At 55.4% G+C, this 14,950-nt stretch carries 10 protein-coding genes; all 10 read left to right on the plus strand.

The annotated features are described in order from the left end of the window. Positions 1-65: 65 nt before the first annotated feature. Positions 66-1,514, plus strand: coding sequence for a M81 family metallopeptidase (locus tag I2D94_RS00570; RefSeq protein WP_195395234.1), 1,449 nt, complete (start codon positions 66-68; stop codon positions 1,512-1,514). A 43-nt stretch (positions 1,515-1,557) separates the two neighbouring features. Then, positions 1,558-3,000, plus strand: a complete 1,443-nt coding sequence (locus I2D94_RS00575) for a M81 family metallopeptidase (RefSeq protein WP_195395235.1) — start codon at positions 1,558-1,560, stop codon at positions 2,998-3,000. A 12-nt stretch (positions 3,001-3,012) separates the two neighbouring features. Beyond that, positions 3,013-4,455, plus strand: coding sequence for a M81 family metallopeptidase (locus tag I2D94_RS00580; RefSeq protein ID WP_195395236.1), 1,443 nt, complete (start codon positions 3,013-3,015; stop codon positions 4,453-4,455). Between the two features lie 13 nt (positions 4,456-4,468). Beyond that, entirely contained in the window at positions 4,469-5,911 is a 1,443-nt protein-coding gene (locus I2D94_RS00585; RefSeq protein ID WP_195395237.1) for a M81 family metallopeptidase, read from the plus strand. A gap of 13 nt (positions 5,912-5,924) precedes the next feature. Beyond that, positions 5,925-7,181: a Zn-dependent hydrolase gene (locus I2D94_RS00590; protein ID WP_195395238.1), complete on the plus strand. Its 1,257-nt coding sequence runs from the start codon at positions 5,925-5,927 to the stop codon at positions 7,179-7,181. A 117-nt stretch (positions 7,182-7,298) separates the two neighbouring features. Continuing rightward, positions 7,299-8,741: a M81 family metallopeptidase gene (locus tag I2D94_RS00595; protein WP_195395239.1), complete on the plus strand. Its 1,443-nt coding sequence runs from the start codon at positions 7,299-7,301 to the stop codon at positions 8,739-8,741. Between the two features lie 10 nt (positions 8,742-8,751). Further along, a complete protein-coding gene (locus I2D94_RS00600) occupies positions 8,752-10,194 on the plus strand; it encodes a M81 family metallopeptidase (protein ID WP_195395240.1) in 1,443 nt (480 codons plus the stop codon). A 78-nt stretch (positions 10,195-10,272) separates the two neighbouring features. Further along, positions 10,273-11,688, plus strand: coding sequence for a glycoside hydrolase family 1 protein (locus I2D94_RS00605; protein ID WP_229056702.1), 1,416 nt, complete (start codon positions 10,273-10,275; stop codon positions 11,686-11,688). A gap of 29 nt (positions 11,689-11,717) precedes the next feature. Then, a complete protein-coding gene (locus I2D94_RS00610; RefSeq protein WP_195395241.1) occupies positions 11,718-13,130 on the plus strand; it encodes a glycoside hydrolase family 1 protein in 1,413 nt (470 codons plus the stop codon). 99 nt (positions 13,131-13,229) lie between these two features. Next, entirely contained in the window at positions 13,230-14,633 is a 1,404-nt protein-coding gene (locus tag I2D94_RS00615; protein ID WP_195395242.1) for a glycoside hydrolase family 1 protein, read from the plus strand. Positions 14,634-14,950: the final 317 nt, after the last annotated feature.

Below are 14,950 nucleotides of genomic sequence, written 5' to 3' on the forward strand. Positions count from 1 at the left end.
TTTCAGGGTAGTTGTCCATAAAATTACAGTTCAGCTTGCAGGACATGGAAAGAGAGGAATTCCTTATGAAAGTCTTGATCGGCCAGTTTGTTACGGAATCCAACGCCAACATTCCCCATCAGTGTGAAATCACGGATTATGACATCGCCTTCGGCGAAGAATGTATCCAGAAGATGCAGATCCGTCCGGTTTTTGAGAAGCACGGGATCGAGCTGATTCCTTCGATTTACGCCAATGCCGGAGCGGCGGGCGTCGTCAGTCCGCGCGCGTTCGCTTATATTGAAAGCTGCTTTCTGAAGGCGGTGAGGGAACATCTCCATGAGATCGACGGAATTTATTTCATGCTTCATGGCGCGAGCGAGGTCGCAAAGCTGGAAGGCGGATCCGGTGATCATCACATTCTTCAGGAAGTCCGCAAGCTGGTCGGCCCTTATGTTCCGATCGCGGTGGCCTGTGATCCGCATGGCAATCTGAAACAGGACTATGTCGAATCGATTCAGATTCTGCGCAGCTATCGGCAGTCGCCGCATACGGATAAGGAAGAAACCTATGAAAAGGTGACGAGCTTGTTATGCGAGCTGCTGAAGCACCGCCAGGCAATCCACGCTGTGTACCGCAAGCTGCCGTTGATTCTGGGTGGGGAACAGAGCGTTTCCGCGGACGAACCGGTGCGCTCAATCAACCAGTATATGGACGAGCTGGAACAGGATCCGCGGATTCAGAGCTGTTCCTGGCATGTCGGCTATATCCGCCATGACTGCGACGTCGCCGGCTGCGGCATCGTCGTGGTGCCGGCCCGGACCGAGGATCAGGCCTACGCGGAAACGATCGCCGATCAGTTGGCGGCGTATGTCTGGGACCGCCGCCATGAATTCCATTACACCGGTCTGACCGCAAAGCCCGAGGAAGCGCTGGCGATGACGCTGGCGTTTGAGGGAAGCCCGGCGGTAATCACCGATTCCGGAGATAATACGACCTCCGGCGCAACCGGATGGAACACGTTTGTGCTGCGTCAGGTGTTAGCGGTGGAAGCACTGAAAAAAAGCTTCCTGTTCGCGCCGATCTGTGATCCGAAGACCGCGGATCAGCTGAAAACCTGTCAGCCTGGCGAAACAGTCCGGATTGATTTGGGCGTGGGCTATGACGCGCTTTCAGAAAGCGTCCCGCTGGACGTCGTCGTGAAAAGTCATGGTGAAATCGCGCGCTTTGTCGGTGAGGAACTGATCAAAGTCTTCGGCAGCTGCACGCTGGTAAGCGTCAAAGACCGGCCGATTGATATTATCATTTCAAACACCAGCCAGCCGATCATCGTCAATCCGCAGCTGCGCCACCTCGGCATCGAATGGACGGATTACGACGTCACGGTCGTGAAGCAAGGCTATATCTTCCCGGATTTCAAAGCGCAGGCCCAATTCTACGTCATGTCGCTGACCGACGGCGCGACCCCGCAGGACACCGCTTCGATTCCCTTCAAGCGGATCATGCGGCCGATGTTCCCGATCGATCAGATTTAAAGCCAGTAAGTTCAAATCAATGTGTCCCAAGGAGGAAATCAAGATGAAAGTTATGGTAGGCTTATTTACAACCGAATCCAACGCCAACGTGCCGGGGAAAAACGAGATTGGCAGCTACGATCTCGGCTTCGGCGACGACTGTGTCCGCAAGCTGCGGGTCGGCGAGGTATTCCAGGCCGCCGGGATCGATGTGATTCCGTCCGTGTATGCCAGCGCCGGGGCCTCCGGCGTGATCACGCGCAAAACCTTCGATTACATCGAATCGCTGTTTGTCCGCACGGTCAAGGAACATCTCCATGAGATCGACGGCATCTATCTGCATCTGCACGGCGCCAGCGAGGTGGAAGGTCTGGGTTCCGGGGATCATCACATCCTGGCCGCGATCCGCAAGCTGACCGGCCCGTATCTGCCGATCGCCGTAGCCTGCGATCCGCATGGCAACCTGTGCCAGGAATATGTGGACAACTGCACGATTCTGCGCAGCTACCGCGAGTCCCCGCACACCGACGCGGATGAAACCAAACGTCAGGTCGCGCAGATGTTATGCGATCTGTTGAAGCACCGTCAGAACATTCATGCGATTTACCGCAAGCTGCCGTTAATCCTCGGCGGGGAACAGAGCGTGTCGACGGACGAGCCGGTTCGCTCAATCAATCAGTTTATGAATGAGCTGGAACAGGATCCGCGGATTTTGAGCTGTTCCTGGCATGTCGGCTACATCCGTCACGACAGCGACGTCGCCGGCTGCGGCATCGTCGTCGTCCCCGCCACGGAAAAAGACAGCGCTTATGCGGAAACGGTTGCGGATCAGCTGGCTGCCTATGTCTGGGACCGCCGGCATGAATTTCACTACACCGGCCTGACCGCGAAACCGGAAAAAGCGCTGGAAATGGCGCTGGCCTTTGAAGGCAAACCGGTATTTATCACCGATTCCGGGGATAACGTCACCTCCGGCGCGACCGGCTGGAATACGTTTATCTTACGTCAGGTGCTGGCTGTTCCGCAGCTGACCAAGCGCTTCCTGTTTTCCAATATCTGCGATCCGAATACCTGGCAGCTTCTCGATTCGCTGCCGTCCGGGACAGAAACTCAGATCACGCTGGGCGTTGGCGCCGACGCAAATTCCGCACCGGTTACGCTCGATGTGATCGTGCGAAGCAAGGGCAGTCTGCGCGGATATCTGATGCATGATCACGATGCGCATTACGGGGACGCCGTCGTCGTGTCCGTCAAGGGTCTGCCGATCGAGATCAGCGTGGCGTCCACGCGCCAGACAATGTGTGAGAAACATCAGTTTGATGCGCTGGGGATTGATTGGGATGATTACGACGTGATCGTCGTCAAACAGGGCTATATCTTCCCGGATCTCAAAGCGAAGGGCCAGCTGTGCATCATGTCGCTGACCGGCGGCGCGACGCCGCAGGATACCGCCTCGATTCCATTCAAGCGGATTCAGCGGCCGATGTTCCCGATCGATGAGATTTAGGGGACAGAGTTCATGAAGATTTTAATCGGTTTCTTCACCACCGAGTCCAACGCAAACATCCGGCAGAAAGCGACGCTGGCGGATTATGATCTGGCATGGGGGGAAGACTGCCTGCGAAAAAACAAAGTCAGCGACGTTTTCAGCCAGGCCGGGATTGAGATGATTCCCACGCTGTATGCCAATGCGGCCGGGGCCGGCGTGATCGAAAGAAAGGCCTTTGAGTATATTGAAAATAATTTCTTAACGGCGGTGCGGGAGCATCTGCACGAGCTGGATGGGATTTACCTGCATCTGCACGGCGCCAGTACCGTGGAGGGGTTAGGCTCCGGCGATCATCACATTCTGAAGAAAATCCGGGAATTGACCGGGCCGTATCTGCCGATTGCCGTGGTGTGCGATCCGCATGGGAATCTCACGCAGGAATATGTCGAAGCCTGTACGATTCTGCGCAGTTATCGGGAAAGTCCGCATACCGATGCGGATGAAACGAAACGGAAGGTGGCTCAGCTGCTTTGCGATCTGTTGAAAAAACGTCAGAATATCCATGCGGTTTACCGCAAGCTGCCGTTAATTCTCGGTGGGGAACAGAGCGTGTCGGCGGATGAGCCGGTGCGTTCGATCAATCGGTATCTGGATGAGCTGGAACAGGATCTGCGGATTCTGAGCTGTTCCTGGCATGTCGGCTATCTGCGTCACGATTGTCCGGAGGCGGGATGCGGCATCGTCGTCGTTCCGGCCAGCGGAAAGGATCAGGCGTATGCGGAGACGATCGCCGATCAGCTAGCGGAGTATGTCTGGCAGCGGCGGCATGAATTCCACTATACGGGATTGACGGCAAAGCCGCAGGAAGCCTTGCGGATGGCGCTGGAATTTGATGGCAAGCCGGTGTTTCTGACCGATTCCGGAGATAATGTGACCTCGGGCGCCAGCGGATGGAATACCCGTGTGTTGCGACAGTTTCTCGCTGTTGGTCATTTACAGAAACGCGTCCTGTTCGCGTCGATCTGCGATCCCAAGGCCGTTAACCAGCTGCAGGATCACGCGGTCGGCGAACGCGCGGTCTTTAACTTGGGCATGAATGCCGACGTCCATTCTGAAAGCGTCACCTTGAAAGGCACGATCATCGCGAAGGGACCGTTAATGGGCAATCTGTGGAGCGGGCGTCAGCGGGTCTGGGGACAAACCGTCACCGTCCAACTGGAAACGAAACCGATCGATGTCTTGATCGCTTCCAAAAACAATACGTTGTGCGAACAGCACCAATACGAGGCTGCGGGCGTGGATTGGGATGACTACGACGTGATCGTCGTGAAGCAGGGCTACATTTTTCCGGAATTAAAGGCGAAAGGGAAACTGTGCGTGATGTCGCTGACCGACGGCGCGACGCCGCAGGATACCGCCTCGATTCCCTTCAAGCAGATTCAGCGGCCGATGTTTCCAATCGATGAGATTTAAGGAGGGAAAAGCGATGAAAGTTATGATCGGCACATTGTATGCCGAATGCAACGATCAGATTCCAACGCGGGCCCGGCTGGAAAATTTCGATCTGGCCCGGGGCGAAGCCTGTATTGATAAAATGAAGATCCGGTCTGTCTTTGAACAGGCGCAGATCACGCTCATTCCGGCGCTGTATGCCGACGGCGGATCGACCGGTGTGATCGAGCGGCCGGCTTACGATTATATTGAATCCCAGATGCTTCAGACGTTAAAAACGCATCTTCACGAACTGGACGGAATCTATTTGTTTCTGCACGGCGCCAGTGAGGTGGAAGGGATGGGGTCTGGCGAACATCGGCTGCTGAAAAAAATCCGGGAGCTGACCGGGCCGTATCTGCCGATTGCCGTCACCGCCGATCCGCACGGCAACCTGTGCCGGGACTATGTGGAACAATGCACGATCCTGCGCAGCTACCGCGAATCGCCGCACACCGACGCCGACGCGACGAAACGCCGAGTCGCGCAGATGTTGTGCGATCTGTTGAAAAAACGGCAGAATATCCATGCCCTTTACCGCAAGCTGCCGTTGATCTTAGGCGGGGAACAGAGCGTGTCGACGGATGAACCGGTGCGCTCAATCAATCAGTATATGGATGAGCTGGAAAAGGATCCGCGGATTTTAAGCTGTTCCTGGCATGTCGGTTATATCCGTCACGATACCGATGTCGCCGGCTGCGGCATCGTCGTGGTGCCGGCCACGGAAAGCGACAGCGCTTATGCGGAAACGATTGCGGATCAGCTGGCGGAATACGTCTGGCAAAAACGCCATGAATTCCACTACACCGGTCTGACGGCCGATTTGGAGGAAGCGCTGGACATGGCTGTCAATTTTGAAGGCAAACCGGTGTTTGTCAGCGATTCCGGGGATAATGTCACCTCCGGGGCGACCGGCTGGAACACGTTGGTATTACGCCGTGTATTGGCGCGGAAGACGCGGACAAAATCATTTCTGTTTGCGGCAATCTGCGATCCCGGAGCATTTGGGAAGCTTAACGCCCTGGCAGTGGGATCTGCCGCACAGTTTACGCTGGGCGTCAATCATGACGCCTGCTCAGAAAGCGTGGCGCTGCGGGGAACGATCAAAGCCAAAGGCAAGCTGATGGGCTACGCGCTGCATGACGTCAACGCGGTGTTCGGCGAATGTGTCGTTGTTTCGCTGCAGGATGAGAACATCGACATTATCGTCAGCAGCACCCGGCAGGTGCTGTGTGAGCAGCATCAGTTTGAAAACGCCGGCGTGAACTGGGATGACTACGACGTGATCGTTGTCAAGCAGGGCTATCTTTTTCCAGAGTGCAAAGCGAAGGGCAGACTGTGCGTCATGGCGCTGACCCCGGGAGCGACGCCGCAGAACACCGCGATGATTCCGTTCAAGCGGATTCAGCGGCCGATGTTTCCGATCGATGAAATATAAGGAGAACAAGAAGATGGAAATTAATGCCCAACGGTTATGGGACCGGCTTCACCAGTTAGGCCAGATCGGCGTCGATCCGCAGGGCGGCGTCACCCGCTGGACTTTTACCGACGCGGATACTCAGGCGAAGAACTGGCTGATCGGCGAAATGAAGGCGGCCGGGCTGGACGTGCATGAGGATCCGGTCGGCAACGTCATCGGCGTCTACAATCCCGGCGGCAGCCCGTTAGCGCCGGTGCTGTGCGGCTCCCACTTCGACACCGTGCGCAACGCCGGCATTTTCGACGGCTGTCTGGGACTGTTGGCGGGCGTGGAAGCGGCGCAGACGTTTAAGGAAAATCAAACAGAATTGAAACGGCCGCTGTGGATTATCGGTTACCGCGATGAGGAAGGCAACCGGTTCAATTCCGGGATGATCGGAAGTAAGACGGTCACCGGAAAGGCGTTGCCTGAAGATTTCCTGGTTCAGGACGCGGCGGGCATCACGCTGAAGGAGGCGATGGAACGCTGCGGATATCATCCGGAAGCGTATCGTCAGGGTCAGATCGATCCGATTTATGCCAGCATGGAGCTGCATATCGAACAAGGCAAGGTTCTGGAACAGAATCAATGTCCGGTCGGGATCGTCGAAGGCATTCCGTATCTGCGCTTCTATGAAGTGACGCTGAGCGGATGCAGCGGCCATGCGGGCGCGACGCCGATGAACGACCGGCAGGATCCCGTGCTGGCGATGACCGAATGGATTCATCAAATCACGGAATCAGCCCGTCAGAAGACCTACACCGTCGCAACAGTCGGCTGCATTCAGACCTTCCCCGGCTCCACGAACGTCATCTGCGATCACGTCACCTTCACGCTGGACATCCGCAGTCTGGACGAAGCTCAGATTGAAGCCTGCCTGCGGGAGATCGAGACGTTGGAAGCCCGCCTGGAAAGCGAGGGCATTCAGGTCCGGCGCGAACTGCGGCATATTCTGTATGGCATGGATTGCGATGAACGGCTGAAACACCAGCTGGAAATGATTGTGGAAAAGCGGGATCTGCCGGTCTTCCGGCTGATGAGCGGCGCGGGCCATGACAGTCAGAATTTCAAGGATGTCTGTCCGTGCGCAATGATTTTCGTCCGTTCGGTCAACGGCTATTCGCACCGCAAGGAAGAATATACGCCGATCGAAGACTGCGCGGCAGGCGCGAATGTGCTGCTGGACATGCTTTATCAGCTTGCCAACGAAGAAGATCGTGCATCGTCATCCCCGCAAACGATCCTTTGAAACGATTGCCCGGTGATCAGCACCGGTTCGTTTCCGCTCATCATCCATGCAGGAAAAGAAACAAGCGTCATTGAAAAAATCCAGGATCAACAAGAATAAATAAGGAGAGAAGTCACTATGAAAGTTTTGATGGGAACCTTCGTCACAGAATCCAACGCCAACGTCCCGGCTAAAACCCGGATCAACCATTACGACATGGCCTTCGGCGAGGACTGCCTGCGCAAGATGAACGTTGCGGACATCTACGCCGCGGCCGGCATTGAAACGATCGGCGCGATCTACGCCGACGCCGGCGGCAACGGCGTCGTCACAAAAGACGCGTTTGATTACATCGAAGGCTGTTTCGCGGACGCGGTCCGGGCGCACCTGCAGGAGATCGACGGAATTTATCTGTTTCTGCACGGCGCCAGCGAAGTCGAGGAGATCGGCTCCGGCGATCATCACATCCTGAAAACAATCCGTGAAATAACCGGCCCGTATCTGCCGATCGCCGTGGTTTGCGATCCGCACGGCAATCTGTGTCAGGAATATGTGGACAACTGTACGATTCTGCGCAGCTACCGCGAATCCCCGCATACCGACGCCCAAGCATCCAAACGCATCGTCTCGCAGATGCTGTGCGACCTGCTTCACGACCGCCAGCACATCCACGCCGTATACCGCAAGCTGCCGCTGATCCTGGGGGGCGAACAGAGCGTATCGGCGGATGAACCGGTGCGTTCAATCAACCGCTACATGGACGAGCTGGAACACGATCCGCGGATCCGCAGCGTGTCCTGGCATGTCGGCTACATCCGGCATGACTGCGACGTAGCCGGCTGCGGGATTGTCGTCGTGCCTCAGAACACCGCCGATCAGGCCTATGCGGAAACCATCGCCGATCAGCTGGCAGATTATGTATGGAACAAGCGCCATGAATTCCATTATACGGGATTGACCGCCCATCCGGACGAAGCGTTGAAAATGGCGCTGGACTGCGCGGAAAAACCAGTGTTCATCACCGATTCCGGCGATAACGTCACCTCCGGCGCAACCGGCTGGAACACGTTCGTTCTGCGCCAGGTTTTAGCGGTAAAGGAGCTGAACAAACGCTTCCTGTTTGCGACGATCTGCGATCCGGCCGCCTATGAAATGTTGGCAAAGCTGCCGGACGGCACGGAAACAAACTTGAAACTGGGTGTGGGTTATGACGAATACTCCGCCCCGGTGACGCTGGAAGTCGTCGTGAAATCAAAGGGCGAGCTGCGCGGCTTCATGTACCGCGATCATAACCGGGCTTATGGCTACTGCGTCACGGTCAGCGTGAAGGGACTGCCTGTCGAGATCATGGTTGCCAGCAATCGTCAGGCGATGGTGGAAATCCACCAGTTTACCGATGCCGGTATTGCGTTGGACGACTACGATGTGATCGTCGTCAAGCAGGGCTATATCTTCCCGGAACTCAAGGCTGCGGGCAAGCTGTGCGTGATGTCGCTGACCGGTGGCGCGACGCCGCAGGACACCGCGTCGATTCCGTTTAAACGAATTATGCGGCCGATGTTTCCGATCGACCAGATATGAGGTGAAGACCATGAAAATAATTGCGGCTAAATTTACCCTGGAAGCCAACGAGCACGTCCCGATGTTCTGCGATCTGGAAAACACCGCCCTGAGCTTTGGCAAAGAGGCGCTGTCGCACATGCAGCTGGGCGATGTGTTTGACCGTCCGGACATCGAACTGATCCCGGTTCTCTGCGCTGATGCCGGCTGCAGCGGCGTGATGCGCAAGGGCTGTTTCGATTATCTCGAGCAGCGGATTTTGAGCGCCGTTCGCGAACATTTGCCAGAGCTGGACGGGATCTATCTGCATCTGCACGGCGCGAGCTTCGTGGAGGAAATCGGCAGCGGCGAGCAGCATTTAGTGCGGGAAATCCGCAAGCTGACCGGACCGTATCTGCCGATCGCGATCGCCTGCGACCCGCACGGCAATCTGACGCGGGATTATGTGGAAAACACGACGTTTATCCGCTCTTACCGGGAAGCGCCGCACACCGATATCGCGGCGACGGTGCAGCGCACCGCCCAAACGCTGATCGAGCGGATCGAACATCCGCAGAGCGTCCGGCCGGTGTACCGCAAGCTGCCGTTGATTCTGGGCGGGGAACAAAGCGTTTCGCTGGATGAACCGGTGCGCACCATCAACCAATTTATGGATCAGCTGGAACAGGATCCGCGGATCTTAAGCTGTTCGTGGCACGTCGGTTATCTGCGTCACGACTGTCCGGAGGCTGGCTGCGGGATCGTCGTGATTCCTCAGACGGAAGCCGATCAGGCGTATGCTGAAACGATCGCCGATCAGCTGGCGGAATTCGTCTGGAACAAACGCCATGAATTCCACTACACCGGCACCACCGCGGTCCCGGACGAAGCGCTGGCGATGGCTCTGGCCTTTGACGGCAAGCCGGTCTTCATCACGGATTCCGGCGATAACGTTACCTCCGGCGCAATGGGCGCGAACACGTTCATTTTAAGACAGGTACTGACTCTGCCGGCGTTGTCCAAGCGCATTCTGTTCGCCGCGATCAACGATCCAGCCGCTTGCCACCGGTTGATGGCCTGTGCGGAGAACGAACAGGTTTCGCTGCGTTTGGGGATGGGACTGGATGCATACAGTGAACCGGTCGATCTCGATGTTACTGTGCTGCATCATGGCCGTCAGGCGGGAACGGCGATGTATGGCGAGGAAGGCGATTACGGACCGATCGTTACCGTGCGGCTGTCGGGGACACCGATTGATATCGTGGTCACTGACAACAATCATTCGTTTGTCGAAATCCGTCAGCTGACCGCCTGCGGCATTAACGTGGAAGACTATGATATTTTCATCGTCAAGCAAGGCTACATCCATCCGGAGCTGAAGGCTCTGGGCAAGCTGTGCGTGATGTCGCTGACCGGCGGGGCGACGCCGCAGGATACCCGGCTTATTCCGTTTAAACAAATCTTGCGCCCGATGTTTCCGATCGATGAAATTTAACGCTGTTCAGGTGCGGTTCATCGCCCGGCAATCCCAGAGCTTTTCTCCCCTTGCTGGTCTTTGCGGAGGAAGAATGGGATGCCGTCCATGAACCCAAACGGACAATTTCCCGCGGATTTTCTGTGGTCTGCTTCCACCAGCGCCTGGCAGTTTGAAGGCGGCGCGCTGGACGAAGGCAAAGGCCCGTCCGTTCAGGATATCCGGCCGGGTCAGCGGGAAATCCTGCGAACGGCCTCCGATCATCTGCATCATCTGGAGGAAGACGTCGCACTGTTGAAAGCAATGGGATTAAAGGCCTATCGCTTTTCGATTTCGTGGTCCCGCGTGCTGCCGCAGGGGCGCGGTCAAGTCAACGCGCAGGGACTGGCGTTTTATACCCGTTTGATCAAGCTGTTGAAGGAAAATCAGATAGAACCGATCGTCACGCTTTATCATGACGATCTGCCCTGGGCGCTGGCCAGGCAGGGCGGCTGGGCATGCCGGGAAACGATCGACGCCTTTGAGGACTATTGCGGGCTGATGCTCGATCACTTCGCCGGGCAAGTCCTGTACTGGCAGCCGATTTGCGAACAAAACCTGTTGACGATCCATCGGCTGCTTTCACCCTCCAGTTCGCTGGCGCAGGCATTTCAGGAAAATCATCACCGGACGCTGGCGCAGGCCCGCGTCTTCCGGCGGTTTCATCAACGCGGATATCCGGGCTGGATCGGTCCGGCGCTGAATCTGGTGAAGGTTTACCCGCTGACACCGGACCCCGAGGATGTGGAAGCCGCAATGAATATGGAATTGATCCGGAACTGGCTGGATCTCGATCTGGCCGTGAGCGGCCGGTATTCCGCCCCGGCCGCGGCGCTGTTAACCCGGCTGGGCGCGATGCCGAAGCTGGAGCCTGGGGATGTGGAAACTTTAAAAAGCGGGTTGGCGACGATGGTTTCGTTCAGCAGCTATACCTCGGTCACCGTCAAAAAAGGCGCGGCCGCAAGTTTCACGGATCCCACCGGGATGAAATATGGCTTCAATCTGCCCGGAATCTTTGAAATTGTTAAAAATCCAAAGCTGGGAACGAGCGGCTTCGACTGGGAAGTCGATCCGGCGGGAACCCGCCTGATCCTGGAAGACGTGGCGCAGCGCACAGAGCTTCCGCTGTTCATCATCGAACGCGGGCTGGGATTGAAGGAAACCCCGGATACCCGGGGTGAGATCCGGGATGTCCGGCGGATTGCCTATCTGCGGAAACAGATCGAGCAGGCACGCCTGGCGCTGGCGCACGGCGTACCGCTGATCGGATACTGCACCTGGAGCGCGTTTGATCTGGCCAGTACGCAAAACGGCTATCAGAAACGATACGGTCTGATCTACGTCGACCGGGAGGATGACGATCCCAAAGACTGCCGGCGGATTCCCAAGCTGAGCTATGCCTGGTTTCAAAAGGTCATTGCCAGCAACGGACAGGATCTGGAACTGACGGAAGAACTCAACGGTGAATCCGAATAATTTAAAAATCAGAGAACGGAGGATAGGAAATGAAGGAAAAATTTCTATGGGGCAGCGCGACTGCCGCTTACCAATGCGAAGGCGCCTGGGATGCGGAAGGCAAAGGCCCGAGCATCTGGGATCAATTCTGCCACAGCGAGAAGAACACGACCGGGATTACCGGCGATGTATCCTGCGACTTCTATCATCATTATCAGGAAGATATCCGGATGATGGCCGAGGGCGGTCAGAATACATATCGTTTTTCCATCAGCTGGTCGCGGATCGTGCCGAAGGCGGACCGTGTGATCAATGAAAAAGGCTTTGAATTCTATGACAAGGTTCTGACGGAATGTGAAAAATACGGGATTGTGCCGAATGTGACCTTAGTTCATTATGACCTGCCGGATTATGTCGGCGATCAGGGCGGCTGGTGCTGGCCGGGCATTTCCGATGAATTCGCCTATTACGCAGCGGCGGTGTTCCGTCATTTCGGCGACCGGATTCCGCTGTACGTCACGATTAACGAACCGACGCACAACGCTTCGTGTTGTTACATGGTCGGCAATTATCCACCGAACGAACAGGTCAATATGCAGCATTTCTGCGAGTGTGCCTACAACATGATTCTGTGCAACGCCAAGGCGATCCGCGAATTCCGCAAGCTGAAGCTGAACGCCAAAATTGGTTTGGTGCACGCTTCCTGCAGCGCTGAATCCGTGCTGGATACGCCGGCGCATCGCGAGGCAGTCGAAAACGGCGATCTGTTTACCAACGACTGGGTGCTGGATCCGGCGATCAAGGGCGAAATCCCGCAGAAGCTCATCGACAAGGTGAAGGCTTCCGGCATTGATCTGTCCTTTATGAAAGAGGAAGATCGGGCGCTGATCCGGGAGAACACGATTGATTTTCTCGGTCAGAACGCGTACAGCCGGCTGCTGGTCAAGCCGTATGTATCTGGAGAAACCTGTGCGACCGTTAACAACGCCGGGAACAATGACGGTTCCGGCAAAGCGGCGAAGGAAGGCAAGACCGTTAAGGGCTGGTTCGAGTCCGATACCGATCCGCGGGTTCCGCTGAATCCATGGGGACGGGAAATCTATCCGCAGTGCATCTACAACACCTTGATCAAGCGAAAGCAGAAATATGGCGATATTCCGATCTATATTACGGAAAACGGTCATGGGGCGTATGATGTTGCGGATGAAAACGGCTGGGTTGAAGATGATGACCGGATCCAGTTCCTTCACGATTTTCTGGAACAGATCCTGAAGGCCAAAGCCGAGGGCGTGAACGTCATGGGCTATTATGTCTGGTCGACGATGGATCTTTACAGCTGGATCAATGGCTATAAGAAGCGCTATGGTCTGGTGCGTGTGGATTATGAGAAGGGGCTGAAGCGGATTCCGAAGAAAAGCTATTACTGGTATAAACAGTTCATCGAGGAGCATCAGGATCTGTAATAAGCCAACGGAAAGCCGGTGGGCATGAAAAACAATTCATGAACCGATAGCTAAATCCAGCTTGTGCTGAATGGAAAAGAAAAAACAGGAGGTGAAACGATGCAGAAATCTGAATTTTTATGGGGCAGCGCGACAGCGTCTTATCAATGCGAGGGCGCGTGGAATCTGGACGGCAAGGACGTTGGCGAATGGGATGTGTTTTCCCATGAAAGCCCGCTCAACATCAACGGCGCGACGGGCGATGTGTCCTGCGACTTTTATCATCATTATCAGGAAGATATTCAAATGTTAAAGGCCGGAGGACAGAACTCTTACCGCTTTTCCCTGTCGTGGTGCCGGATTCTGCCGGAAGGCCGGGGCCGGATCAATGAGGAAGGGATTGCGTTTTACAACCGGGTGATCGACTGCTGCCTGGAAAACGGCGTGGTTCCCAATGTGACGTTGTTCCACTACGATCTGCCGCAGGCGCTGGCTGCGCAGGGCGGCTGGGCGAACCGGGAAATCGTCGAGGCGTTTGCCGAATATGCCGAGGTGTGTTTCAAGGCGTTCGGCGACCGGGTCAAGCTGTGGGTGACGATCAACGAACCGAAATATTACGCTTATTGCAGCAATATCGTAGGCAATTATCCGCCGAACCACAAGCTGGATTTTGACCGTTATTTTAAGACGCTTTATCATGAAGCGCTGGCGAGCGCGAAAGCCGTCGCGGTTTACCGGAAGTTACATCAGGACGGGCGGATCGGGATTGTGCATGACAGCAGCAACGTCGAGGTCGCGCCGCAGACGAAGGATCCCCAGCGGATCCGGATGATCGCCGATCTGTTTTACAACAAGCTGATTCTGGACTGTGCGATCAAGGGCGAGCTGCCGGGCACATTGCTTCCATGGCTGAATGAAAACGGGATCGACACTTCCTATGTGCGGTTTGAGGATGCATTGACCTTGGCGGAAGGAAAAGTCGATTTCCTGGGGCTGAATGTCTACAATCGATTCTATATTACAGACTATAGCGAAGGGGAAACTGAAGTTTTCCACAATAACCGCGGTGCGGGATCGGCGGCGAAGGAAGGCATCCGGATTAAGGATTGGTATGAAACAACGATCGATCCCTCGACGAAGCGTAATCTGTGGGGGCGCGAAATTTATCCGCGCTGCATGTTGAACACCTTGCGGGAAATTCGCGAACGGTATGGCGACATTGATGTCTACATCACGGAAAACGGTCACGGCTGTTATGAAACGCCGGATGAAAACGGCGTCGTGCAGGACGATGAGCGGATTGAGATGATGCAGGGCTATATTGATTTTATGTTCCGCGCAATGGAGGAAGGTTGTCCAGTCCGGGGGTATTATGCCTGGTCGACGATGGATTTGTACAGCTGGGTGAACGGCTATGAGAAACGGTATGGGCTGGTGCGCGTCGACTTTGAGGACAACTGCCGGCGGATTCCGAAGAAAAGCTATGGCTGGTATAAGCAGCTGATCGAAGATTTTCAAAAATAATTATTTCCTAATTGCAGCCGGAGTTGACGACAGCTCGATGCAATCGTGTTGAAAAGCACAGGGCCTCCCTTCCTGTGCTTTTTTCTGTTTTCATTTCTGATAATCGTTTGCGTGAATAATCAAAAAGTCGGCGGCACAGGACAGAAAGACATCCTGAAATATTGACAAATCCGATATTTAAAAAGAAAGGGCAGAACAGAAGCGGGTTAATTCTTATTTAATGTTGTGAGCAATCGTGACCTCCATTCATAATTTGATCCCCATGTTGTTCAAGTTTTCAACAGAGAATCCACAGCTGCCCTCCTTTTTAATAGAGA

This window comes from Holdemania sp. 1001302B_160321_E10 (assembly GCF_015552275.1).
Taxonomy (GTDB): domain Bacteria; phylum Bacillota_I; class Bacilli_A; order Erysipelotrichales; family Erysipelotrichaceae; genus Holdemania.

What these genes read in the sequence shown, in the direction of transcription:
- I2D94_RS00610 (WP_195395241.1), top strand. Translation starts at nt 11,718, where the DNA reads ATGAAGGAAAAATTTCTATGGGGCAGCGCGACTGCCGCTTACCAATGC.
- I2D94_RS00605 (WP_229056702.1), top strand. Translation starts at nt 10,273, where the DNA reads ATGCCGTCCATGAACCCAAACGGACAATTTCCCGCGGATTTTCTGTGG.
- I2D94_RS00570 (WP_195395234.1), top strand. Translation starts at nt 66, where the DNA reads ATGAAAGTCTTGATCGGCCAGTTTGTTACGGAATCCAACGCCAACATT.
- I2D94_RS00580 (WP_195395236.1), top strand. Translation starts at nt 3,013, where the DNA reads ATGAAGATTTTAATCGGTTTCTTCACCACCGAGTCCAACGCAAACATC.
- I2D94_RS00575 (WP_195395235.1), top strand. Translation starts at nt 1,558, where the DNA reads ATGAAAGTTATGGTAGGCTTATTTACAACCGAATCCAACGCCAACGTG.
- I2D94_RS00600 (WP_195395240.1), top strand. Translation starts at nt 8,752, where the DNA reads ATGAAAATAATTGCGGCTAAATTTACCCTGGAAGCCAACGAGCACGTC.
- I2D94_RS00595 (WP_195395239.1), top strand. Translation starts at nt 7,299, where the DNA reads ATGAAAGTTTTGATGGGAACCTTCGTCACAGAATCCAACGCCAACGTC.
- I2D94_RS00590 (WP_195395238.1), top strand. Translation starts at nt 5,925, where the DNA reads ATGGAAATTAATGCCCAACGGTTATGGGACCGGCTTCACCAGTTAGGC.
- I2D94_RS00615 (WP_195395242.1), top strand. Translation starts at nt 13,230, where the DNA reads ATGCAGAAATCTGAATTTTTATGGGGCAGCGCGACAGCGTCTTATCAA.
- I2D94_RS00585 (WP_195395237.1), top strand. Translation starts at nt 4,469, where the DNA reads ATGAAAGTTATGATCGGCACATTGTATGCCGAATGCAACGATCAGATT.